General features: G+C 62.6%; 15 protein-coding genes. 6 read left to right on the top strand and 9 right to left on the bottom strand.

Going from position 1 to position 23966, the window contains the following annotated elements:
* The first annotated feature begins 202 nt into the window (after positions 1-202).
* Both BRA471DRAFT_RS32050 and BRA471DRAFT_RS32045 read left to right on the top strand, forming a co-directional pair.
* The gene (locus tag BRA471DRAFT_RS32050) at positions 203-757 is read left to right on the top strand and encodes a hypothetical protein (RefSeq protein ID WP_007614931.1); all 555 of its coding nucleotides are present in this window, start codon (positions 203-205) and stop codon (positions 755-757) included.
* Complete coding sequence (locus BRA471DRAFT_RS32045; protein WP_007614928.1) at positions 757-1056, top strand: transcriptional regulator; 300 nt, start codon at positions 757-759, stop codon at positions 1054-1056. The genes BRA471DRAFT_RS32050 and BRA471DRAFT_RS32045 overlap by 1 nt, the downstream gene beginning before the upstream one ends.
* 319 nt (positions 1057-1375) lie before the next feature.
* Here the strand turns inward: BRA471DRAFT_RS32045 and BRA471DRAFT_RS32040 are convergent, their stop codons facing one another.
* Positions 1376-7513: a restriction endonuclease gene (locus BRA471DRAFT_RS32040; protein WP_007614925.1), complete on the bottom strand. Its 6138-nt coding sequence runs from the start codon at positions 7511-7513 to the stop codon at positions 1376-1378.
* A 497-nt stretch (positions 7514-8010) separates the two neighbouring features.
* On the opposite strand from BRA471DRAFT_RS32040, the gene purD reads away from it, so the two are divergent.
* Positions 8011-9294 (top strand): phosphoribosylamine--glycine ligase, encoded by a 1284-nt coding sequence (purD, locus tag BRA471DRAFT_RS32035; protein WP_007614924.1) that lies wholly within the window; start codon positions 8011-8013, stop codon positions 9292-9294.
* Between the two features lie 169 nt (positions 9295-9463).
* The gene (locus BRA471DRAFT_RS32030; protein ID WP_007614923.1) at positions 9464-10366 is read left to right on the top strand and encodes an alpha/beta fold hydrolase; all 903 of its coding nucleotides are present in this window, start codon (positions 9464-9466) and stop codon (positions 10364-10366) included.
* A 146-nt stretch (positions 10367-10512) separates the two neighbouring features.
* On the opposite strand, the gene BRA471DRAFT_RS32025 is transcribed toward BRA471DRAFT_RS32030, so the two are convergent.
* Positions 10513-10971, bottom strand: a complete 459-nt coding sequence (locus tag BRA471DRAFT_RS32025; protein WP_007596901.1) for a nucleoside deaminase — start codon at positions 10969-10971, stop codon at positions 10513-10515.
* Positions 10972-11090: 119 nt separating this feature from the next.
* On the opposite strand from BRA471DRAFT_RS32025, the gene BRA471DRAFT_RS32020 reads away from it, so the two are divergent.
* Both BRA471DRAFT_RS32020 and rsmD read left to right on the top strand, forming a co-directional pair.
* Positions 11091-13259: a pseudouridine synthase gene (locus tag BRA471DRAFT_RS32020; RefSeq protein WP_007614921.1), complete on the top strand. Its 2169-nt coding sequence runs from the start codon at positions 11091-11093 to the stop codon at positions 13257-13259.
* A 2-nt stretch (positions 13260-13261) separates the two neighbouring features.
* Positions 13262-13816, top strand: coding sequence for a 16S rRNA (guanine(966)-N(2))-methyltransferase RsmD (rsmD, locus tag BRA471DRAFT_RS32015; RefSeq protein WP_007614920.1), 555 nt, complete (start codon positions 13262-13264; stop codon positions 13814-13816).
* Between the two features lie 108 nt (positions 13817-13924).
* On the opposite strand, the gene mutL is transcribed toward rsmD, so the two are convergent.
* The 7 genes from mutL to ileS form a co-directional block, all read right to left on the bottom strand.
* Positions 13925-15736 (bottom strand): DNA mismatch repair endonuclease MutL, encoded by a 1812-nt coding sequence (mutL, locus tag BRA471DRAFT_RS32010; RefSeq protein WP_007614919.1) that lies wholly within the window; start codon positions 15734-15736, stop codon positions 13925-13927.
* A 112-nt stretch (positions 15737-15848) separates the two neighbouring features.
* Positions 15849-16271, bottom strand: coding sequence for an alternative ribosome rescue aminoacyl-tRNA hydrolase ArfB (arfB, locus tag BRA471DRAFT_RS32005; protein WP_007614918.1), 423 nt, complete (start codon positions 16269-16271; stop codon positions 15849-15851).
* 217 nt (positions 16272-16488) lie between these two features.
* Entirely contained in the window at positions 16489-17856 is a 1368-nt protein-coding gene (locus BRA471DRAFT_RS32000) for a pitrilysin family protein (RefSeq protein ID WP_007614916.1), read from the bottom strand.
* Positions 17853-19244, bottom strand: a complete 1392-nt coding sequence (locus BRA471DRAFT_RS31995; protein WP_007614914.1) for a pitrilysin family protein — start codon at positions 19242-19244, stop codon at positions 17853-17855. Before BRA471DRAFT_RS31995 ends, BRA471DRAFT_RS32000 begins: the two co-directional genes overlap by 4 nt.
* A gap of 193 nt (positions 19245-19437) precedes the next feature.
* The gene (locus BRA471DRAFT_RS31990; protein ID WP_007614912.1) at positions 19438-20172 is read right to left on the bottom strand and encodes a hypothetical protein; all 735 of its coding nucleotides are present in this window, start codon (positions 20170-20172) and stop codon (positions 19438-19440) included.
* Positions 20173-20269: 97 nt separating this feature from the next.
* Positions 20270-20764, bottom strand: a complete 495-nt coding sequence (lspA, locus tag BRA471DRAFT_RS31985; RefSeq protein ID WP_007614911.1) for a signal peptidase II — start codon at positions 20762-20764, stop codon at positions 20270-20272.
* A gap of 164 nt (positions 20765-20928) precedes the next feature.
* Positions 20929-23937 carry an isoleucine--tRNA ligase gene (gene ileS / locus BRA471DRAFT_RS31980; RefSeq protein ID WP_007614909.1) on the bottom strand — a complete coding sequence of 1003 codons (3009 nt, stop codon included), beginning with the start codon at positions 23935-23937 and terminating at the stop codon, positions 20929-20931.
* Between the last annotated feature and the right edge of the window lie 29 nt (positions 23938-23966).

Raw genomic sequence — 23966 nt, 5'->3', positions numbered from 1 at the left:
GAAAAAATCCCCAAGTGGAGAGAGCCCTCACCCGCCGCGCGCGGGACGATGCTGGCGCATCGCCCGGGTCGCGTCGGCCTCTCCCGCAAGCGGGAGAGGCCGGAGCAAGCCGCCCAGTCCGCCTGTCGTCTCGAAGGACGAGGCGCTTGCTCAGCTGTCACCGAGCGTCATACGAGATAGCCCAAGGACAGAAAGGGACGACATGATCGACAGCAAGGAAGCCTCCGCCGCGCTGGCCGATATCGACGACATCGTCCAGCGCGTGAAGCAATCGCAGCTCTACGAGCTGGCGAGCCACGCCGCCGTCTGGTGGGGCGTCCTGGTGTTCGCGGCCAATCTCGTGACCTGGCTTTGGCCGGTCTATGCGGTCTACGCCTGGGTTGCCGCGGACGCTTTGGGCGCCGGCGGCCTGGTGGCGCTGCGCATTTTCAATCCGCCGCACCACTCCCATGGCGCCGGCTTCAATGTCAGACTGCTTCTGGTGTTCGTGCTGTTCTTCGCCTTCGGTTATCTCTGCACCAATTTGCTCGGTCATTTCGGTCCGCGCCAGCTGGGCACGTTCTGGCCGCTGTACTTCATGCTGTTCTATTCGCTGGCGGGTCTCTGGTTCGGCTATGCCTTCATCGCGATCGGCCTCGGCATCTCCGCGCTGACGCTGATCGGTTATTTCTACATCGGCGAGGCGTTTCCGCTCTGGATGGCCTTCGTCAATGGCGGAGGCCTGATCCTCGGCGGCCTCTGGATGCGGCGGATCTGATGGCCGAGCTCGACGACATCATCCACCAGCCGTTGCGGCTGAAGATCATGGCGGCGCTGAACGCGCTGCCGCAGTCGGCCGGCCTGGAGTTCTCGCGGCTGAAAAAGCTCACCGGCGCCACCGACGGCAATCTCGGCGCGCATATCGAGACGCTGGCCAAGGCCGGCTATGTCTCGGTGGACAAAGCGTTCGTGGGGAAGAAGCCGCAGACCACGGTCACCGCGACCGCAGCGGGCCGCGGCGCCTTTGCGCGGCATGTTGCGACATTGCAGGAGATCATTGCGGGGAAGCAGGGGTAGCGGTCGCCGTCGTGACAAGGCGCGCCCATCTCTCCTCCGTTATTCCGGGGCGGTGCGAAGCGACCAGCTCGGAATCCACTCATCCACCGACGACTTAGCCCGAGGGATTCTCAGGTGCCCAATTGCGCACAATAGCTCGCGCTATGCGCGCCCCGGAATGACGGGGAGGGAGGCACCAGCCCCCAAATTTCGAAAGCAACCTTCGCAAGACAAGGCGCGGCAACGAACCCCGCCGTCACTGCAATTATCGTGTCTCACTTCAGGCGTGCAGTCCAGCAATGTCACCGTAATTTGCGCGATCTTAGCTTAGCTCCCGATGTCATACTGCACGCATCGATGCCTCAAGCACTGCCTCAGCACGACCGAGTGCCGCCCCAAGCCGTGGATCGCGCGCTTTCATGACTTCCATGACCTTACGCATCTCCAGCAAATTATTGGTCGGCATTGCGTAAGCGAAGCGCGCAGCAAGCGCGGCAATCTCACGGTAGTAGGTTGCTGGTTCGCGGTACGCACCGTATGCACGCATTGATATGAGGAGAAGCCGCAGGTTGATATCGGGGGACAGCCGTGACGATAGGAGGCGCAGGCATCGTGTTCCAACCGCCTTCGCGAGATCGTCATTGCGAGTTGTCGATGCGACATAAGCACAACAGCGTAGAATATGGTCAGCCGTCTTGGCCTTCGCCAGTTGCTCGTCAGAGGCGTTTAGAAGACGAAAGATTTCTTCAGTAAGGCGATCATCAATCGCCCCAGCGTAGGCCAGAATGATTAGGCCTGGCGCCCGCTTAAAGGAAGATTGACGCTTCAGCAGAGATCGCACCTGCTCAATTTCGTGCTCCGCCTGGATCGGAGAGGCGAAAGGAAAAAATCCATCCATGGGACCAGGGAAAAAAGCCTCAAGGGGTGTGTTGAGCTTCTTCAAAGCGGTAATGACGAGCTTTTCCCAAGTTTTCGGCCGCTTTTTGGGCGGAAGTTGCACTACGGCATTTTGGCAGCGGCCCAAGATCTCCGCTTTGAGCGCCTGCGGCGAAATCCAATCGCACTCCCACCGTGGCTCTTCGCGAACGTCGACGACGTTGTGCCATAGATAACTGCTACCATACTCGGTTGCGGCCCATCGATGAAAGTCGGAAGTTTTCTTTATGCCTCGAAGAGCATCGGTTAGAACACCTGCGTGGGTGAGAATCGCTAGCCGATACCAATATAGCGGTGGAGCAGGGTCATTTACCTCTGGCCGGAAGCTCACGCTAGCGATGACGGCACAAGCTGAGTAGATTTCAAGAATGCGTTGTAACCAATCTGCGTCTCCCAGAAGACGCTTGAGAAAACGGGCACCCAACGCTACCGCAGCCTTTTCTCCTCGCTTTACCCCGTCTTGGCAAAGTTCAAGGCCGAACAGGAGGCTGAACGGATCTTCACAAGAGATAAGCTGCTCAATCTCTGAAAGAGGCAAGTTGGCGAATTCTTCAAAGCAGATGGTCGAACGCGAAATGGCGGCGTAGGCGAGCCGTCTCAGGCCAATTTGACCGCGGGAGAGAAGAAGAGAACGGTGAGCCTGCTGCTCATGTTCAATATAGTCTCCAAAGCTTGAGCACTTCGGCACTGGACCAACGAGCCGGACGTAGTACGAGCTTTCCTTAGGAACCAGCTTGTCTGCGTTAAGGGTTTGAGGTGCTCCCAGATACCCCTTCATATGTTCAGGCGTACCGCGTAGCTGCCTAAGTAAATCAGCGAAATCCTCTGCTGAGAAGGAAGAGCAAGCAGCTTTGGCAAACCAATCCTTTTCCTCACCACCTGACAACGGTCTCTGTGAGAACAACCGAGTAAGCGCTCGCTTGCGTCCGCTCTTTGTCCCACTAAGCAGGTCAGATTCCGCGATCGGAAAGGCAGCATCTGGGAACTGAATCGTCACAGTACCAGGTGCCGCATACTTCAACCGTACGTCCGCCTTTGCCCCATCGGCCATTGCCAAAGTGGCAGTGCTCTTTTTTGCCAGACCGAGCCTAAGGGTCTCGACCAGGCTGTCTAGAACAATTGCGTGGGTGTTGTTGAGCGTTAGTACCGGCGTCGATTTTAGTCCGACAGCCGGGCCGAGTTGGCTGGTATCCAGGACTCGGGTTTCAACTTCGGGAGGAAGATTCCTTATCAGTTCACCCACAATCGCCCTGCGCAACTTCGCTGGTATATCGTCTTTAACCTGAACGAGCTTCGCAAAGAAATCTGATAGCGAGTTGATTGACTGTCGGAAAAGAGCAGGTTGGTTCACTCGTAGCGAGGCGCCAAGACGCCCTTCAACCCAGTTAGAATATTCTCGCAGACGTTCCCTGGGGGCAAAGGGCGGTGCCAGCATAAGGCTCATGAAAGAGGCCGCTTTTTGCGACGCCGAATCCCATTGCGCATCGTCTGATGGTGCTCGGAGCAGTCCGATGGGACTAGGAAGACTTGCCAGCAACCAGTCAGCCCGCGGGATGATCGAAGCTGCGGGTGCGCTGTCAGTCCAGAGCTGTCGAAGCGAGTGCATAATGGTCGCGCGAGTATAGTCAACCCACGGCATTTCGAGAGCGGAGTGCATGCGAGAGCGTAAGGCGATAGTTGTGTTCGTCCTTATGGCGGACAACTCCCGCGATTCTACGAGTCGGCCATCTTCTACGGTTGATCGGTTTAGCTCACGCAGCAGCTCCGCGGTGTCAGTCGGAACGGTGTAGTAGCCACCTTCACGCAGTTCGTGGAGAAGGCCGTACTTCTGGGACTCCGAGATGACGCCACGACTGTTAAGCGCGACGATGATTTCCAGAGTGCTTATGCAAGGGATGCGGTGGTTACCGTCGGTCCAAAATCCCTCTTTGTTCAGAAACCTGTCATCGATGGCTATGGCATCTGCCCCTGACAAATCGGACAGGATGTCCATGGTCGGAAACTCGACATTAAGTTCATCTTCGGCGGAGCCTTCGCTGTCCGATTGCGGTCTGCGGCGCGCAGAGAACGTGACTGTGCCTTTCTCAAGTGCGGTGCTTAGGGTTGAGCGGACGCGCTCAACCGCATTGACCAGATCAGCCGCGAAATCGTCTCCTCGAAGCACCGCATCCGCATGCGTCTCGACGTCTTGGGCAACGTAGACGTTCGCCACTGAGTCAACGAATGCTTCTAGAACTCCGACGTGATGCAGGTAGGTGACAGCTAGCTGATCGATGTAGACGGTTGAACTCTTGGTCAGGTTCGCTTGCTTTGGCCACCCCTTGTCGACCTGAGAAAGATACGTGGAAGCGCTGGCTTCCATCTGTGCGGTAATCTTGTTGCGGACCAGCGACAGGACTGCCCGCGTGTCTGACAAGACGTTCTCATAAGACCTAAGATCGACCTCCTCCTCCATGAAGGAGCGCAGCTTGTAAACCGGCGCGCTTCGCACGACGACGCCCTTCTTGGCCTTGGCTGCGTCTAGAAGCGTTTGGAGGTCGGGATCAATATCTAGAGCAGCCACCTCCGCATCAGTTCTAAGGGCCTTCAAAACGGATAGCTTGCCGTTTCCCAGGAGCTTCTTTATCGCTTTGGCCTTCGTCACCTCAGAAGGCTGCTGAAACCGGATAAATTGGCGGTCCGCAAATAAGGAGCTTAGGGTCGATGGAGAGATGATTACTTGGTCGAAGGCGTCAATGGTTTTTTGGAGCAGTCCGAGGAATTCAAGCGTAAGAAGCGTAGTTATGTCGAGCGCCAATCTGCGCACGCCGCTGAGGTCGAACAACGGTCTTGAGCCGGAGAAGGCGAGTACGGGAAATTGCTGAGCGGGTTGAGTGGACCTAGAATTGCGAATGGCCGTTCCTAGAAAGAAGTCTAGGGGTTGACGGTTTAGGGCGCGGGCCGCGAGGTAGAGCGGTATCTTTACCTCCGCGAGCATACTATCGATATTATCAACTCTCTGATTCCAGCCGCTGGTTCTGTCGATGACGTCCTTAAGCTTGACAGTTTGAACAGGCCCGTCGGTGCCGGAAAGTACTACCGCCTTCTGGAACCATTCATGAGCTCGGCTTTCTTGATACTCTTCGCCTCTCTCAAGGGACATATGATAGGCCGCTAGGAAGATCTCGGGGGAATCAGGAGCGCGCTCGATGGCAGCATCCCGAAATCTGTCGACGTAGAGGCTCCCGCTTTCAAAGGCGATGCGCGCGAGCCGGATTAGGACCTTGGCATCAAGTTTGTCGAGCCTCGTGACCTCCCTGGCGACAATCGCCTGAAGATGACTCCAATCCCCGGACTCGATCGCGGTGTTTATGTCGAGTTCACGGTCACTGGACTCATCACGTCGCGCAACTAGGGTTCGGGCGATTGTGCGAGCCTGCATGACCTTACCGAGATGGAAATGCGCCCATCCTTCCATCGCTAAGAAGTCATCCCTTAGTCTATGAAGTTCCGGGTATTCGGTAGCGAGTTCGATAAGCTCAGAGTACTTTCCGCTGGCATAGAGAGCCTTCTGCGACAGATCGTAATCTTCGACCCTCTGACTCTCCTTCAACAGTTTAGGTGCATAGATCGAAAGCTGGCGGTGGTCCCCCTTCTTGACCAAAGCGCCAATCAATAGGCGGAGGTGCGGAAGCTCGGCGTCGGTTTCGTAGAGCTTGCGGAGGCGTTCGGCCTCGTCCCCTTGTTCAAGAGAAGCGATAAGCTCTTCCATCTGAACGGCCGTTTTTTCGTCAATGATGGTGCCGCGGCCTGATGCCAATCTTTTTCGGGCATCCTCAAAACGTCCGGCGCGGCTAAGTGCTTCAACTTCGATGCCGAGAAGACTTGCCCGATCCAATTGACCCTGACTGGCGAGCTCTTCGCCGTAAGTGTCAAAGAAATTTGCTAGCTCGCCTAGGTTATTGCCGTGCCACGCTAGGAGAAACGCTGCAAATTGCTCCTCTGTAGTCCATTTGCCGACTCTCCTGTCTGCTTCGAGCTTGCGCTTGAGTGCGTCACGGTTGAAGGGAACATCGTAAGCAAGAGCCAAACGAACACGTCGCAGAGTATGCTTGGCATCGTTTATTTCATCTGCGATCTGTCGCTTCGCGGACTCTCGTGTCGTTTGATCCTCAAGCCGCAGCCACAGAATTTGCTCTTCTAGCAGCTGAGCGACTTTCGTAAGCGCCAAACTGCAGACGATCGGGAGGGTTGCTTCCAGCTCGGTGCGGGCTCTTCCAAGTTTGGCGGGGGTTGTTCCTAAGCTATTGAACTGGAGCACACGAGGCGTGATCGGCAATCCCTGGAAGGGCACGCTCTTTTGATCTTTGGGAAGCAATGAGGCAAGTAGCAGGCCGGATTTCACCAGTCGCAAGGCAGGTAGCGCCGCAAACTGAGCGTCAGTCAGAGTTTCCGCATCTTTGAGGGCATTTTCGTATTCCCCATTCTCAATCCTTTGAAGCAATAGGTTTAAGGCGCCTGGAGGATCTAAGTCTAAGATCTCAATACCAGTCGTTTTCACCCAATCGAGAGCTTTCTCCTTTCCATCCTTTTGGATCAGGTGCCGGAATATCGCACCTCTTGCCTCAGGGGAGCTGAGCCGTCGTAGTAAACGTAAGGTCTGATCGATATCTCCCTCGGCAGCCGGCAGAAGGGCGTCATAGAGTGACGTATCGAGCTTCGAGTCCCGCTTCAACGCTTCCGCATGAAAGAATTTGGCAGAGCGTAGCGTTTCCGGCGCCACGTGTGAGCGTGCTGCGCGTTCGAGCGCGCTCGCTTGCGAACCTCCTGAGGCCCTCCGCAGGTCACCTTTGAGGATACGATCGGCGAGGGCCGCGAATTCTTCGGGCGGCTTAGCTTCAAGAAAGCCGCGCCGTTTGTTGATCCTCTCAACTTCCAGTGCCAATTCTCGGTCGGCTGCAGCTGGTGGCAGGCTGTCAGCCGCGACGACATTACTCACTTGGTCACTGAGTGCAGCAATGTCCGCAGTTGTCGCCTGTTGCGCCTGTCTCTTTGTGATGTGGTCGAGTCTGCCCCTTATTTCTTTGACCGCTGGGCTCGCGCCCGGATCAAAGGCTTCCTTTGCCCCTGGATGGCTGTCAATCAGATCCTCAAGGGTATCCCATCCCCAGACCTGGATCTTTATTCTTCTGCCTTTGTCCCGCTGCTGTTTCGTCAGCTGGCTTGCGAGCTGATCTAGATTGGTGTCGTCTTCGGCGGTCGTTACTATGATGTATTCTGTCAGACGAGGATTGTATTTTAGGGCCTTGCGTACTTCGGTTCGGACCTCGGTCGTCGTGAGCTTGCTGTTCGGCTTCTTTTTCTTGCATTGAATTCCGACGAGCTTCTTTGTGTCGGCTTTGCGGTATCCAAGCAGATCGATGCCGTATTGTTTTTGGCCAGAGCGGCCTAAACGTTTGACAGTCGGGTCTTGCAAAAGCTCCTCAAAGAGAATGACGCATTTGCGCTCGAAATCGGCGTGGTTCTTGGGAATAGCAATATGAGTGGGCGAGTATCCTGACATTGGGCGCAGCTTCCCGATCTAGGAGAATGGGCCCCCGTGAGAGGGAGACCTTCTGCTCACGATTCCTCCATTTGATCTTTTGACGAAGGGTCTCACAACCTGAAGTTAATCACTAGGCTGTTGATATCCATCGGTAATTGGTGCGGGCGGCCGGACTCGAACGGGAACAGGCCTTTCGGCCCCACGGATTTTCTCACCACTTCCGCTTTCGCCGCCGCTCATCCGGCGTTCGTGGTCAGGACTATCCCTTCACCTTGGCGCTTTCCGCTGTAGGTGCTGCCCGTCTAGTCCTCTGAGTTCGCCACAGGATGCATGCGGACCATCAAAGCACAGCGCAAGCTATTACGAAACGCCCTCTCCAAGGGAGGGGATATGATTGCGGACATGGGGCTTCGCCAGTCTAGCATGGTTGAGAAGCTCACCCTCCTCCCCCTTCACACCCGCCCCGATTTATGCGACCTCGGCGCCATCCAAACCCCCTCATCCCCGAGCCCCTTATGCACATTCTCCTCCTTGGTTCCGGCGGCCGCGAACATGCTCTGGCGTGGAAGATCGCAGCCTCTCCCCTGGTGACCAAATTCTGGTGCGCGCCGGGCAATGCCGGGATCGCGCGCGAGGCGGAATGCGTGGCGCTCGACGTTACCGACCATGCCGCCGTGATCGCCTTCTGCAAGACGAATGCGGTCGAGCTCGTGGTGGTCGGCCCGGAGACGCCGCTGGCCGCCGGCATCGTCGATGACCTCACCGCCGCCGGCATCAAGGCGTTCGGGCCGGACAGGATCCCCGCCCAGCTCGAAAGCTCGAAGGGCTTTACCAAGGCGCTGTGCACCGAATTCGGCATTCCGACCGGCGCCTACAAGCGATTCACCAACGCCGCCGATGCGCGTGCTTACGTCCAGAGCCAGGGCGCGCCGATCGTGGTCAAGGCCGACGGTCTTGCCGCCGGCAAGGGCGTCGTCGTCGCCAAGTCGGTGCGCGAGGCGGAGGACGCCATCGCCATGATGTTCGAGGGCGCCTTTGGCGAGGCCGGCGCCGAGGTCGTCATCGAGGAGTTTTTGCCGGGCCGCGAGATCAGCTTCTTCGCGCTGTGCGACGGCGAGACCGCCATTCCGCTGGCGTCCGCGCAGGACCACAAGCGCGTGTTCGACCATGACGTCGGCCCGAACACCGGCGGCATGGGCGCCTATTCGCCGACGCCGCTGGTGACGCCGGCGATCCATGACGCGATCATGGCCAAGATCGTCAGGCCTACGGTATCAGGCATGAAGCAGCGCGGCACGCCGTTTCGCGGCATCCTCTACGCCGGCATCATGCTGACGACGCAGGGCCCGAAACTGTTCGAGTTCAACGTGCGCTTCGGCGATCCCGAGTGCCAGGTGCTGATGCTCAGGATGATGTCGGACATCGTGCCGGCCTTCCTCGCCGCCTGCGACGGGCAGCTGAAGAATTTTGACCTGCGCTGGCATCCGGAGGCCGCGCTCACGGTGGTGATGGCGGCGAAGGGCTATCCCGGCGACTATCAGAAAGGCACGCGGATCGAGGGGCTCGACGACGCGGCGAAGGTCGAGACCGCCGAGATCTTCCACGCCGGCACGGTCGAGAAGGACGGCGCCATCCTCGCCAATGGCGGCCGCGTGCTCAATGTCTGCGCGCTCGGCAAGACCGTGACGGAAGCGCAGGTGCGCGCTTACCAGGCCGTCGACCGCATCAACTGGCCGGAAGGTTTCTGCCGCCGCGACATCGGCTGGCAGGCGGTGGACGCCGAGAAGGCCAAGGGCTGACAGGCTTTTTTCGCGCGCCCGCGCAATTTCGGTCCTGCCCGTCGGCACTTCGAAATTATGTAGGCGCCAGTTGAACTTAGCTACTGTGCATGGGGTTGTTTTTCGACTTTTTGTTTTGGGGCACCTCAAGACCGAGCAGATCCCGCGCTGACAGATAAGGATGCAGAAGATGTCCGATCTCGCCGACCTCTATCCCGGCTTCGCCTCCGAATGGATCAACACCTCGTTCGGCCGCATCTTCGCCCGCGTCGGCGGCAAGGGACCGCCGCTGTTGCTGCTGCACGGCTTCTCCGAGACCAACGTGATGTGGCACCGCGTCGCGCCGCAGCTGGCCGACCGGTTCACGCTGATCATCGCCGACCTGCCCGGCTATGGCTGGTCCGACATGCCCGAGAGCGATGCGCTGCACATGCCCTACAGCAAGCGCGCAATGGCGAAGGCGATGGTCGAGGCGATGGAGCAACTCGGCCACGTGCACTTCGCGCTCGCCGGCCACGATCGCGGCGGCCGCGTCTCCTATCGCCTGGCGCTCGATCATCCCGGCCGGCTGTCGAAGCTTGCGGTGCTCGATATCCTGCCGACCTATAGTTACTGGGAGCGGATGAACCGCGCCTACGCGCTGAAGATCTATCACTGGACTTTTCTGGCGCAGCCCGCGCCGTTGCCGGAGACGCTGATTGCGAGCAACGGCGAGTTCTTCCTGCGCTTCAAGATGGCGAGCCAGACCAAATCGAAGACGCTGGACGCCATCGACGCGCGCGCGCTCGAACACTACATCGCCCCGTTCCGCGATCCCGCCCGCGTCCACGCGATGTGCGAGGATTACCGCGCCGGCGCCTATGTCGACTACGATCTCGACAAGGCCGATTTCGAGGCCGGCAACAAGATCACCATTCCGATGCTGGCGCTGTGGGGCAATGCCGGCATCGCGCAAGCCGCCGCCACCCCGCTCGACATCTGGAAGCAATGGGCGACCAACGTCGTGGGCCAGCCCGTGGACTCCGGCCACTTCCTCACCGAGGAGAACCCCGACGTCACCGCAAAAGCGCTGCGCGCGTTCTTCTCGGTCTAGGCCACGCTGTTCGCCACACACTCAACTGTCATCGCCCGGCTTGACCGGGCGATCCAGTACGCCGAGACGGTCATGATTGAGTTGGCAGGCCTCGGCGTACTGGATGCCCCGGTCAAGCCGGGGCATGACAGCGGAGTGTGGAGCAATCAGCGCCGCTCCCGGAAGAAGTCCTTGAGCAGCCGCGCCGCCTCGCTTTCGCCGACCCCGGAATAGACATCCGGCACGTGATGGCAGGTCGGCGAGGTGAAGAACCGCACGCCTGATTCAACCGCGCCGCCCTTGGGGTCGGCGGCGCCGTAATACAGGCGCCTCACCCTTGCAAACGAGATCGCGCCCGCACACATGGTGCAGGGCTCCAGCGTCACGTAGAGGTCGCAGTCGACCAGGCGCTCGCTGCCGATTTTTTTGGCCGCCTCGCGCAGCGCAACGATCTCGGCATGCGCTGTGGGGTCGTAATCGGTTAACGTCCGGTTCGCCGCGGTGGCGATCACCTCGTAATTGCGGACCACGACGCATCCGATCGGAACTTCGCCCGCCTTTCCGGCGTTTTCGGCCGTTTTGAGCGCCAAATCCATGAAAGAGGGGGCTTTCAAGCCTCGTATCATCGCCAGAAACCTGCTAGTAGCTGCGCCTTCAGCAGAAGTGCTTACCGAATTTGCCTGAGCATGCGGCTCGAGACGAGCGCGCACAATGCTTTCTGGCCACCCCCTGAGTGAGATTATTCATGCCTCGCGACAGCGACAAAGACAACGATTCCCGCGGCCGGCGTGATCGCGGCCCGGCCAAGGGCGGCCCGGCCAAGGGCCGCTCCGGCAAGCCCCGCGGGCCCGGCAAGAAGTTCGCCAAGCGCGGCTTCGAGGGCAAGGGCGATGCCCGCCCGCCCCGAGGCGACCGCGACAGCCGTCCGGTCCGCCGCCGCGAGGAGGGTGATGCGCCCCGCCGCGACTTCAGCGACCGCCCGAAGTTCAATCGCGAAGACCGGCCGCGCCAAGACCGGCCGCGCGAAGACCGGCCGCGCGGCGAGGATCGTGGCGAGCGCAGCTTCAAGCCGCGTGGCGATCGGCCCTTCAAGCCGCGTGAAGACCGTCCGTTTTCCGATCGTCCGTCGCGCGACGGCGAGAAGCGGCCGTTCAAGCCGCGTGGCGACCGCCCATTTTCTGATCGCTCCTCGCGCGATGGCGAGAAGCGGCCGTTCAAGCCGCGCGGTGATCGCCCGTCCTATGGGCGTGATGACCGTCCGCCGCGCAGGGATCGCGACGAGTCCCGTCCGGCCGGCCGAACCGGTGACGCGAAGTTTGGCGACAAGCGAGCTTACGCGCCGCGTGGCGACCGTCCGGAACGCAAGTTCGACGGCGAGCGGAAGTTTTCGCGCGGCGCACCGGACCGCAATCGCAGCGAGCGCAGCGATTCAAATCCCTGGCAGAAGCGCGATGCGGCTCCGCGCGGCGACCGGCCGCCGCGCAAGGACTTCAGCAAGGGTCCGCGCAAGGATTTTGGCGGCAGCGACCGCGGTCAGGACAAGCCCTGGCAGAAGCGTGAGGATCGGCAAGGCGGCGGCGAAGACCGTCCGCGCTTTTCGCGTTCGCGCGACGATCGTCCATCGGGTGATCGTCCGTTCCGCGAGCGGCCCAAATTCGATCGGCCCAAGTTCGATCGTCCACGCGATGATCGTCCGAGGTTCGATCGCGGCGGCGACCGCCCGAAATTCGATCGTCCGCGCGAGCGCTCCGAGGGCCGCTCCGACTGGCACGAGCATCCCCGCAGCGAAGCTCGCTCCGGTGATCGTCCACGCCGCGAAAACGAGGATGACAGCAGGATCTTCGAGAAGCGTCCGGCCTTCGGTGGCCGCGGCGCTTATCGCGAGCGCGATCGTGATTCCGAGCGGCGGCCGCGCCGCGAGGAAGAGGTCAAGCCGAAGAAAGCCGGCGAGCGTATCGCCAAGGTGCTGTCGCGCGCGGGCCTCGCCTCGCGCCGCGATGCCGAGGAGATGGTCACGCAGGGCCGCGTCAGCGTCAACGGCCGGGTGATCAATTCGCCGGCGCTCGACATCACCTCGAACGATGTCGTCACCATCGACGGCAAGCCGTTGCCGGAGCGCGAGCGCACGCGGCTGTTCCTCTATCACAAGCCGCGCGGTCTGATGACGACGCATGACGATCCCGAGGGGCGTCCGACCGTGTTCGACAATCTGCCCGAAGGCCTGCCGCGGCTGATCTCGATCGGCCGGCTCGACTTCAACACCGAAGGCCTGCTGCTGCTCACCAATGATGGCGGGCTCGCGCGCACGCTCGAGCTGCCGGACACCGGCTGGCTGCGCCGCTACCGTGTCCGCGCCCATGGCGAGGTCACGCAGGCGCAGCTCGACGAGCTGAAGAATGGTATCGAGATCGAGGGCGTCAAATATGGTCCGATCGACGCCACGCTGGAGCGTGACCAGGGCGCCAATGTCTGGCTGGTGTTCGCGATTCGGGAGGGCAAGAACCGCGAAGTGCGCAACGTCTGCGCCCATCTCGGACTCGAGGTGAACCGGCTGATCCGGGTGTCCTACGGCCCGTTCCAGCTCGGCGAGGTCCCCGAAGGTCAGGTCGAGGAGATCAAGTCCCGCGTGCTGCGCGACCAGCTCGGCGAAAAGATCATCGAGAAATCGGGCGCGCAGTTCGACGTGCCGCAGAAATCGGCCTCGCATGAGGGGGACGACGCGCCGCGCGAGAAGAAGCCGGCGAGCAAGCGCGGCGTGATCAATGACCGCAAGGGCCGTCGCGTACTGGTGCAACGCACCGGCAGCGAGGAAGCGCGCGAGCGTAACGAGGCTGAGGCGAGCGGCTACGGTCCGCCGCGCCGTCCCAAGCGCGGCTATCACGGCAAGCGCGATCTGGCGCCGAAGGAGGACTGACGTTGCGCGTCGTCGGCGGTCGATTGAAGGGGCGCAATCTGGCCTCACCGTCCTCGCGCGACATCCGCCCCACGGCGGACCGCCTGCGCGAGTCCGTGTTCAACATCCTCGTGCACGCCTATGACGATCCGATTGCGGATGCGCGCGTGCTCGATCTCTTCGCCGGCACCGGCGCGCTCGGCATCGAGGCGTCGTCTCGCGGCGCGAAATTCGTGCTGTTCGTCGACAACTGCGCGGAAGCGCGCGCCCTGCTGCGGAATAATGTCGAGACGCTGGGCCTGGGCGGCGTGACAAAAGTCTATCGTCGTGATGCCACCGATCTCGGCCCTGCCCATCCGGTCGAGCCTTTCTCGCTGGTGTTCCTCGATCCGCCCTATGGCAAGGGGTTTGCGGAGAAGGCGCTCGCGAGCTTGCGCGACGGCAGCTGGCTGACGCCGGGCGCGCTGCTCGTGGTGGAAGAGGCGAAGGCTGCGCAATTCGTCACGCCGGAAGGCTTCGAGGAATTGGAGCGGCGCGCTTATGACGACACGGAGTTCGTGTTTTTGAGGCGGCCGTAGTCTCGCTGCCGTAGGGTGGGCAAAGCGAAGCGTGCCCACCAACTCTGTTGGGATCGTGGATAGATGGTGGGCACGTTGCTGCGCGCCTTTGCCCACCCTACGGCACTGTCACCTCCGCCCGAACAGCTTCTCCACGTCGCTCAGCTTCAGCTCGACATAGGTCGGGCGGCCGTGATTGCACTGGCCGGAGTTCGGGGTGTCCTCCATCTCGCGGAGCAGGGCGTTCATCTCCTCCGGCCGCAGCCTTCGGCCGGCGCGCACCGAGCCGTGGCAGGCCATGGTGGCGGCGACGTGCATCAGGCGGCGCTCCAGCGGCAGCGCCTCGTCCCACTCGGCCATGTGCTCGGAAAGATCGCGCAACAGCCCGCCGGCGTCGGCCTTGCCCAGCAGCGACGGCGTCTCGCGCACCGCGACCGCGCCGGGGCCGAAGGACTCGATCGCAAGGCCAAACGACGCCAGCTCCTCGCTGCGCTCGAGCAGGCGCTCCACCGTGGCCTCGTCCATATCGACGATCTCGGGGATCAGCAGGATCTGCCGCTGCACGCCGTTGGCAGCCAGCGAGGCCTTCAGCCGCTCGTAGACGATGCGTTCATGCGCGGCATGCTGGTCGACGATGATCAAGCCGTCGCGGGTCTGCGAGACGATATAGGTCTCGTGGATCTGGGTGCGTGCCGCGCCGAGCGGACGGTCGACCAGGTCGCCGACGGGCTGGCTCTCGATCCGCACGTCCGCACTGGGCGCGCCGACGTCGAACGCGGACTGTGCGCGCTCGGCGAAGGCGGGCGCAGCGGAGCCTTCGAATGATGGCATCGGCGCCACCGGGGCGGATGGCGACGCCCGCCAGTCCCAGCTTGCCGGGCGCGGCGTGAATGCGGGTCGGAACGAAGACAGCGCGCTTTCGCCGCTGTTGGCGGCGGTGCGCCGGCCCTCCCGCGCAAGCCCTTCCTTCAATCCGTGCACGATCAGCGCGCGTACCAGGCCGGCGTTGCGAAACCGCACCTCGGTCTTGGCCGGATGCACATTGGCGTCGACCTCGCGCGGATCGAGCGTGACGAACAGCGCCAGCACCGGATGACGGTCGCGCGGCAGATAGTCGGCATAGGCACCGCGCACCGCCCCGAGGATCAGCTTGTCGCGCACTGGGCGGCCGTTGACGAAGAGATATTGCCCGAGCGCGTTGGCTTTAGTCAGCGCGGGTCCTGCGGCATAGCCGGCGACCACCACGCCCTCGCGCTCGGCGTGGACCTCGATGGCATGGCTGCGGAACTCTGCCCCCAGGATGTCGCCGAGACGCGTGAGGCGACCGGCGACGCCGGGCAGTGCCGCAGCCCAGGTCACCGGCGCGCGCTCTTCGCCCGCCAGCGTGAAGGCGATTTCGGGCCGCGCCATCGCGAGGCGCCGCACCACCTCACGGATCGCTTCCGCCTCGGTCCGGTCGGTCTTCAAGAACTTCAGCCGCGCCGGCGTCGCGTAGAAGAGGTCGTTGACCTCGACCCGCGTGCCGTGCGCGAGCGCGGCCGGCATGATCTCGGACTTCTCGCCGCCCTCGACATTGAGCGCCCAGGCGTGCGGCTCGCTGGCATGCCGCGTGGTGATGGAGAGCCGCGCCACAGAGCCGATCGAGGGCAGCGCCTCGCCGCGGAATCCAAGCGTTCGGATCTGCAGCAAGTCCTCATCATCGAGCTTGGAGGTGGCGTGACGCTCGACCGCCAGTGACAGGTCCCTGGCGGTCATGCCGCCGCCGTCGTCGGTGATGCCGATCCGCCGACGCCCGCCGCCATCGGTAAAGACGTCGATCCGGCTTGCGCCGGCATCGATGGCGTTCTCGACCAGTTCCTTGACTACGCTCGCGGGACGTTCGACCACCTCGCCGGCGGCGATGCGGTTGACGACCTGTTCGGGCAATTGGCGGACGGGCATGAAGGAACTCAAGGCGGTGTTCAGGCGCCCAATCTAGCCGCTCAAGCCGCCAAATGCATGGGCCAGGTCCGGACTACCCACATGACACACCGCGCCCACCGAGCAGGCTCTCTCAGTCGTCGATGCCACGGCCGCCGCCCCGTTTGGACTTGATGTCGCTGCGGCGCTTCTTGCCCTCGAGCCGGCGCTGCTTGGAGCCAAAGGTCGGCTTTGTCGCGCGCCGCGGCTTGGGCCGGATCATGGCCTCGCCAAGCATCTCCGTAAGCCGGTCGATGGCGTCCTGGCGGTTGCGCTCCTGGGTGCGGAAGCGTTGGGCCTGGATCACGATCACGCCGTCCTTGGTCATGCGTTGCCCTGCGAGCCGGGCGAGGCGCAACGCGGCATCCTCCGGCAGCGTCAGCTTGCGGGTGTCGAAGCGCAATTGCGCAGAGGTCGCGACCTTGTTGACGTTCTGCCCGCCCGGGCCGGAGGCGCGGACAAAGCCGATCTCGATGTCGTCCTCGTCGATGACGAGATCGCGGGATATCCGCAGCATGGTGGCACCAGGAAAAGGATTCGCGCGCGCAACATTATCTGCTTTGAGCGAAATTTGCCGCGCTCTATCCGTTCCCTCCCCCCTTGTGGGGGAGGGGCAGGGAGGGGGGTAGCCACCGGCGAGAGCAGAGTTCGTGGCTACCCCTCTCCCCAACCCTCCCCCACAAGGGGGGAGGGAGCGCAGCCGTGCCCTGTGCGAGAATGGTCGCTACGGCCAGTCAGTTCGACTTCGTCGCCGGTGCGGCTACCGGTTGTGCCGCGGCCTGTGGGGCGCGGCCGACGACGACGGTCAGGAGGCCCTGGCCCCAGAGGCGCCTTGCGGCCGCCTTGGCGTCGTCCATGGTGACCGCATCGACGACGGCGTTGCGCTTCTCGATATAGTCGATCGGCAGCTTGTCCTGTTGATATTGCAGCAGCGCCTGCGCGAGCTTCGAGGAGGTGTCGAGCGCCAGCATCTGCGAGCCCTTGAGGTAGGACTTGGCCTCGTCGAGCTCCTTCTGCGTCGGGCCTTCTTCGGCGATCCGGCGCACTTCCTTGTCGATGGCGTCGATGGTGTCGCCTGCGCGGTCGGCGCGGGTGCCGGTATTGCCGATGAAGACCGCCGAATGCTCCATCCAGAGCAGCGATTCGAACACAGAATAGGCCAGCCCGCGCTTCTCGCGCACCTCGCGATAGAGCCGCGAGGACAACCCGCCGCCGCCGAGGATGTGGTTGACGACATAGGCTGCCATGAAGTTCGGATCGCTGCGCTTCACCCCGGGGCCGCCAAAGGTGATCACGGTCTGGGGCACGTCGAGCGTCACGAAGGCGCGTTGCGGCGGCTTGGCGGCCTCGACGTCGGGGACCGGCACGAGGTTGGCCTTGGCGGGCAGGCTGCCAAATGTGTGGTCGAGCAGCTTGCCGAGCGTATCGGGATCCACGTCGCCAACCACCGCGATCTTGAGCGTGTCCTTGGCGAGCACGCGGCCAACATAGTCCTTCATATCGGCAACCGTGATGGTCGGAACGCTGTCGAGGTTGCCGTTGGACTGCCGACCGTAGGGATGACCGCCGAAGGCAACCTCGAGGAATTTGCGGCTCGCCAGCGAGGTCGGGTTGGTGGTCTCACGGCGCAGGGCCGAGATTACCTGCGAGCGAATGCGTTCGACGTCGGCAGTTTCGAAATGCGGCGAGGTCAGCGCGCTTCGCAGCAGGTCGAAGGCCTCGTCCTTGTTGTCGCGCAGCATGCGCAGGCTGCCGCGGAAGGTGTCGCGGGTTGCGCTGAAAGAGAGCTCGATGGCGCGGCGATCGAGTCGCTCATGGAAGGTCTTGGAATCGAGATCGCCGGAGCCTTCGTCGAGGAGATCGCCGACCAGATTGGCGACGCCCGACTTGTCCTTGGGATCCTGGGCCGAGCCGCCGGCAAAGGAATATTCCATGGCGATCAACGGAACGGTCGCATCCTGCACGAACCAGGCCTCGATGCCACCCGGCGAGGTCAAGTGCTGGATCTTTGCGGCCGCCTGCGACGGCGAAACGGTAGCGAGCGCGAGTGCTGCGCCGGTGGCAAAGGAGAATGCAACGCGTCGAAGGAAGGGATGGGTCACGAACGCTTCTCCTCGCGCTTGGCGGCGCCGGTGTCCTTGATCAGATAGCCCGTCACCGAGCGCTTCTTCTCGAGCCATTTCTGCGCGACGGTGCGGACCTGCTCGGCGGTGACGGCGCGGATGCGATCTGGCCAGCTCCGGATGTCCTCGATCGACAGGCCCGTGGTCAATGCACCGCCATACCAGCGCGCCAGCACCGCCTGGTTGTCCTGAGCGTAGATCGCCTCGGCGATGAGCTGGGTCTTGACCCGCTCGAGATCCTCGGCACGGATCGGATTCTGCGCGATGTCGGCAATGACGCCGTCGATCACCTGCTCGACCTCGGCGAAGCTGACGCCGGATTTGGGGGAAGCCGAGATCGCGAACTGGGTCGGGTCGAGCGAGATGCTCGAATAGCTGGCGCTGGCGGAGACCGCGAGCGGCTTGTCGACCACGAGCGCGCGGTAGAGATAGGAATTGCTGCCGCTGCCCATCAGCTGCGCCAGCACGTCGAGGGCCGCGCTTTCGCCGGCCGCGGCCGTGGTCGCCGAGGGCACCAGGTAATAGCGTCGCAAGCCGGGTTGCTCGACGCGCGGATCGGCCAGGGTCACGGAGCGCGGCGCCGCGGGCTCCGGCTCCTGCGGGCGGACGCGGCGCGCCGGGATTGCGGGCTGGGCCGGGATGGAGCCGAAATTGCGCTCGACCAGCGGGCGGATGTCGGCGGGCTCGACGTCGCCGGCGATCACCAGGGTCGCGTTGTTCGGCGCATAGAAGCGGCGGTAGAAGGCGAGCGCATCCTCGCGGTCGAGCTTCTCGATCTCCTGATGCCAGCCGATCACCGGCCGGCCGTAGGGATGATTGAGATAGAGCGCCGCCATGATCTGCTCGTTCAGCCGCGCGTCCGGATTGTTGGCGACGCGCATGTTGTATTCTTCGAGCACGACGTCACGCTCGGGCAGCACGTTCTCGTCCTTGAGGATCAGGCCGGTCATCCGATCGGCCTCGAACTCCATCATCTTCGGCAGCTGCTCTTTCGGTACCCGCTGGTAATAGTTGGTGTAGTCCACCGAGGTCGAGGCGTTCTCGTTGCCGCCGACGCGGAGCACGGTCTGGGAGAATTCGCCGACCGGATGCTTCGATGTGCCCTTGAACATCAGGTGCTCGAGGAAGTGCGCGAGCCCGGACTTGCCCGGCGTCTCGTCCGCCGAGCCGACCTTGTACCAGATCATCTCCGTGACCACGGGCGTGCGATGGTCGGGGATCACCACGACCTGGAGACCGTTGCTGAGCGTGAAACTGGCGGGCGGCGCAGACGTGACGGTCGTCTGGGCGAGTGCGCTGCCGACGTCGAGGGCAGATGTCGAGAGCAGCGCGGCGAAGAGGCAGGCAACCGATCGGTGTGAGGACATCACGATCCTTGTGAAAGCCCGGACTCCGATGTCCGGGCGTGAAAACGCGGCATGCTACACCGCGCGACTTTGAGCTTCGGGTCACGAAGCAGAGAACGCGGTCAAGTTGTACTTAAAAATAGGTCATCTGCCGTGTCCGGCCTACACCGTACGATTGCGGCGGGTCTACGCCTGGTTGCGACGGGCAAGGAGCCTATTGCTCCCTTTCCTTACCCGACCTGACGTCGAAATAGGTCCGCCGCGACTTATCCTCGCCGGTACCATAGGCATAGCTCGACGAAGGCGTCTGATATCCCGGCGGCGGCTCGGTCAGAGACTGACGCGGCGGCTCGGACGTAAATGGCTTGTTCTCGCTCTTGTTGTTCGAAAGCATGTTCCACAGACCGCCGGTATAACCGAGCTCGGCCGGGCTCATCGTCGGGTGGTTGACATCGCCGCCCGGCGCGACCGGATCCCTGCTGGTCTTTTCGGCGGCGGCCGTCTTGCTGGCGCTCAACTCGGCGGGCGACAGCGGCTGGGCGTTTTTCCAGTACTCCTCTGCCCCGTTGCGGCCGCCCTTTTTCCGCTGAGCGATGGCCTCCTTGCGGCGCCTCACGTCCGGATCCTTCGGCCAGTTCGGTGCGTTGGCGGCGTCGGCGCTGGCGGGCGGCGGCAAATCGAGCTTCGGCGGCACCACCAGCGGCGACCGCTCGCGGTACTCGATGCCCTTCTTTTCCATGCCCTTGGCGCCAATACCGGACATCAGATTGTCGATGAGCTTCTCTTCGAAGGTCATGTCGTCGTCGTCCTCGCCGTCGTCACCGGCGCGGGCGGCGCCAGCCGACATGACGAGACCGATGCCGAGCGCGACAGCGGACAATTTCAACGCCCGCCAGAACCCCTGCCGGAGGTCTCCAACCATCGAACTGCTGGTCTTCGAGCTGCGCATCACTGTACCTGTTCCAAATTGTGGCAGTTTGCCGCTCTCGCGCGGCATAATCCCTCGCAAAAGCAAGGTTCCGCCTGCCGGTCCGTATCGGCCGGGATCAGGGCGCTTTTGCGGCGGGTACCCCCAGGAAGGAATCATACAATAGCGCCGCCACGCCAGCAACGATGGCCACGTCCGCGAGGTTGAACACGTACCAATTATAGGTCTTTCCGCCGATCTCGATGTGGAACAGGGCGAAATCGACCACCGCGCCATAGGCCAGGCGGTCGATGCCATTGCCGATCGCGCCGCCGATGATCAGGCCGAGCGCGATGGTTGCCAGCAGGGTGTGCGAGCGGGCCATCCAGATCGCCAGCGCGACCACGGCGAGGACCTTGACTGCCATCAGCGCCATTTGCGCGGCCTGACCGTCGTTCTGGAGCCAGCCGAAGCTGATGCCGATGTTCCAGGCCAGCACCAGGTCGAAGAACGGGGTCACGGTCACCGCGCCGCGACGGGCGAGGTCGAACATGTTCAGCAGCCAGAGCTTTGAGGCCTGGTCGGCCACGAGCGTGACCACGGCCGTGAGGATGCCGGCGCGAAGCGGGGTCATGGGCGGGTGATCTCTGTCGCCACCACAAGCACCGCCGTCGTCCCGGCGAACGCCGGGACCCATACTCCGAGGCGATCATTGTTTGAAAGACTCGTGGTCATCAGCCTTCGCTGCAATCGGCGGTGGTGGTTATGGGTCCCGGCCTTCGCCGGGACGACGCAGAGTTAAACGCTGACCCCCAGCGCTTTCCATTCGCGCAGCGCCTTGGCGTCGCGCGGGGTGACGTCGGGGTATTCGGGGTCTTCACCCACCGTCGGCGAAATCTTCCAGGAACGGGCGCATTTGGTGCCGACCGCCTTTTCCACCACAACCGCCACGCCTGGAACCGCATCGAGACGGAAGGCGGAAGCCGGCGCCTCGCCCTCGCGCACCTCGTAGTTCGAGGTGATACAGATCTCGGCGAGGTCGGTGTCGAACAGGGTTGCAAGCATGTCGCGGTCGGCGACATAGATGACCGGCGATGCCTCCAGCGACGAGCCGATGTTCTTGGCGGCGCGTTCGAGCTCCAGCGCACCGGTGACGACGCGGCGGACGTTGCGGATCGCTTCCCACTTCGCGGCGAGCTTGTCGTCGCGCAGGCTTTCGAGGTCGTCGGGAAACTGCGTCAGGTGAACCGAGGGCTCGGCGTTGGGCCTGTACATGCGCCAGGCTTCCTCCGCGGTGAAGCTGAGGATCGGCGCCAGCCATTTCAGGATCGAGCTGCACAACAGATCGATCGTGGTCAGCGCCGCCTTGCGCGTCGGCGAGGACGGCGGATCGCAATACAGCGTGTCCTTGCGGATGTCGAAATAGAACGCGGAGAGCTCACTGTTCAGGAAGGCGGACAAGGTTGCGACCACGGTCTTGTAGTCGAACTCCTGATAGGCCTTGCGGACGACGGCAGCACGGACCGCGAGCTCGTGCAGCATCAGCCGTTCGAGCTCGGGCATGTCGGCGGGCGCGACTGCGTCGGCCGGCTTGTAGTGATCCAGCGTTCCCAGCATCCAGCGCACGGTGTTGCGCAGCTTGCGATAGGTCTCGATGGTGTTCTTCAGGATCTCCGGACCGATGCGCTGGTCGTCGGCATAATCGGTGGCGCAGACCCACAGGCGCAGGATATCCGCGCCCGAATCCTTGATCACCTTTTGCGGCTCGACGGTGTTGCCGATCGACTTCGACATCTTGCGGCCATTCTCGTCGAGCGTGAAGCCGTGGGTGAGCACGATGTCGTAGGGCGCGCGGCCGCGCGTGCCCGCGCTTTCCAGCAGCGAGGAATGAAACCAGCCGCGATGCTGGTCGCTGCCTTCCAGATACATCACGGTGTCGTCGCCGCCATCGACCTTGCGGACGATATTGCCGAGCTGCGGGAAGTTCTGGCGATCCTCGAGCACGAAGGCATGTGTGGAGCCGGAATCGAACCAGACGTCGCAGATGTCGTCGATCTTCTTCCAGTCTTCCTTCGCGCGCGATCCAAGGAAGCGCTCGCGGGCGCCTTCCATGTACCAGGCGTCGGCGCCTTCCTCCATGAAAGCCTCGGTGATGCGCTGATTGACGATCTCGTCCTGCAGGATCTCGGCCGAGCCGTCGCTCTTCTCGCGCACGAACACGGCGATCGGAACGCCCCAGGCGCGCTGGCGCGAGATCACCCAGTCCGGACGGTTGGCGATCATGCCGTTGATGCGGTTCTCACCCGACGGCGGCACCCATTGCGTGACCGAGATCGCATGCAGCGCGCGGGCCCGCAGTGTATCGCCCTTCTTGGCGTGGCCATCTTCGCTGATGTCCTTGTCCATCGCGATGAACCATTGCGGCGTGTTGCGGAAGATCACCGGCTTCTTCGAGCGCCATGAATGCGGATATTGGTGCTTGAGGCGGCCGCGCGCGAGCAGCTTGCCGGCCTCGACCAGCGCCTTGATCACGGCCTCATTGGCATCGCCCTTCTCGCCCTTGTCGTTGAGCACGCGCTTGCCGGTGAAGCCGGGGGCCTGCCCGGTATAGGCGCCGTTCTCATCGACAGTGTAGGGGATAGCGGTCGAGATGCCGCGCTCATCGAGCTCGCGGGTGTTGGCCATCCAGACGTCGAAGTCCTCGCGGCCGTGGCTCGGCGCGGTGTGCACGAAGCCGGTGCCGGTATCGTCGGTGACATGCTCGCCGGCGAGCAGCGGCACGATGAATTCGTAGCCGCCATCGAGGCCGCGCAAGGGATGGGCGCACTCCACGGCGTCCAAGGTGTCGCCGGGAATGTCGCGCAGCTTCTCATAGGCCGTGACGCGCGCCTGCTTGAATACCTCTGCGGCGAGCGCATCGGCCAGGATCAGGAGATCGCCGGTCTTCGCCCAATTGTCTGCGGCCGCATCCGTCACCTTGTAGAGGCCGTAGGCGATCTTCGGCGAGAACGAGATCGCGCGGTTGCCGGGCAGTGTCCAGGGCGTGGTGGTCCAGATCACGACCGAAGCATTGGCGAGCGCACCATGTGCCGGGGACGTGACGGGAAACTTCACCCACACCATGTCGGAGGTGTAGTCCTCGTACTCGACCTCGGCCTCGGCGAGCGCGGTCTTCTCGACCACGCTCCACATCACCGGCTTGGAGCCGCGATACAGCGTGCCGTTGGCGGCAAACTTCATCAGCTCGCGGGCGATCTGCGCTTCGGCCGGATAGCTCATCGTCTGATAAGGATGATTCCAGTCGCCGATGATGCCGAGCCGCTTGAACTCCTCGCGCTGCACGTTGATCCAGTGTGTCGCATAGGCGCGGCATTCCTTGCGGAATGCCACCATCGCGGCGGAGTCGCGGAAGTCGGGCTTCTGCTTGCCCTTGGAGCGGTAGTTCTCCTCCTCGATCTTCCATTCGATCGGCAGGCCGTGGCAGTCCCAGCCGGGCACATAGTTGGAGTCGAAGCCGAGCATCTGCTGGCTCTTGGTCACGACGTCCTTGAGGATCTTGTTCAGCGCGTGCCCGATATGGATGTTGCCGTTGGCGTAGGGCGGGCCGTCATGCAGCACGAATTTGGCGCGGCCCTGGGCTTCCTGGCGCAGCTTGTCGTAAAGGCCGATGTCGTTCCAGTATTTCAGCAGCTCCGGCTCGCGCTGCGGCAGTCCGGCGCGCATCGGGAATTCGGTCTGCGGCAGGAACAGGGTTTTCGAATAGTCTTTGGCTTCGGATTTTTGGGACTTTTGTGGCTTGTCGGACATGAGGCTGACTGGCTCGGAAGGGCGCGGGA

Source organism: Bradyrhizobium sp. WSM471 (assembly GCF_000244915.1).
Classification (GTDB): Bacteria; Pseudomonadota; Alphaproteobacteria; order Rhizobiales; family Xanthobacteraceae; genus Bradyrhizobium.
This window is presented reverse-complemented; position numbering and strand designations above follow the sequence as displayed.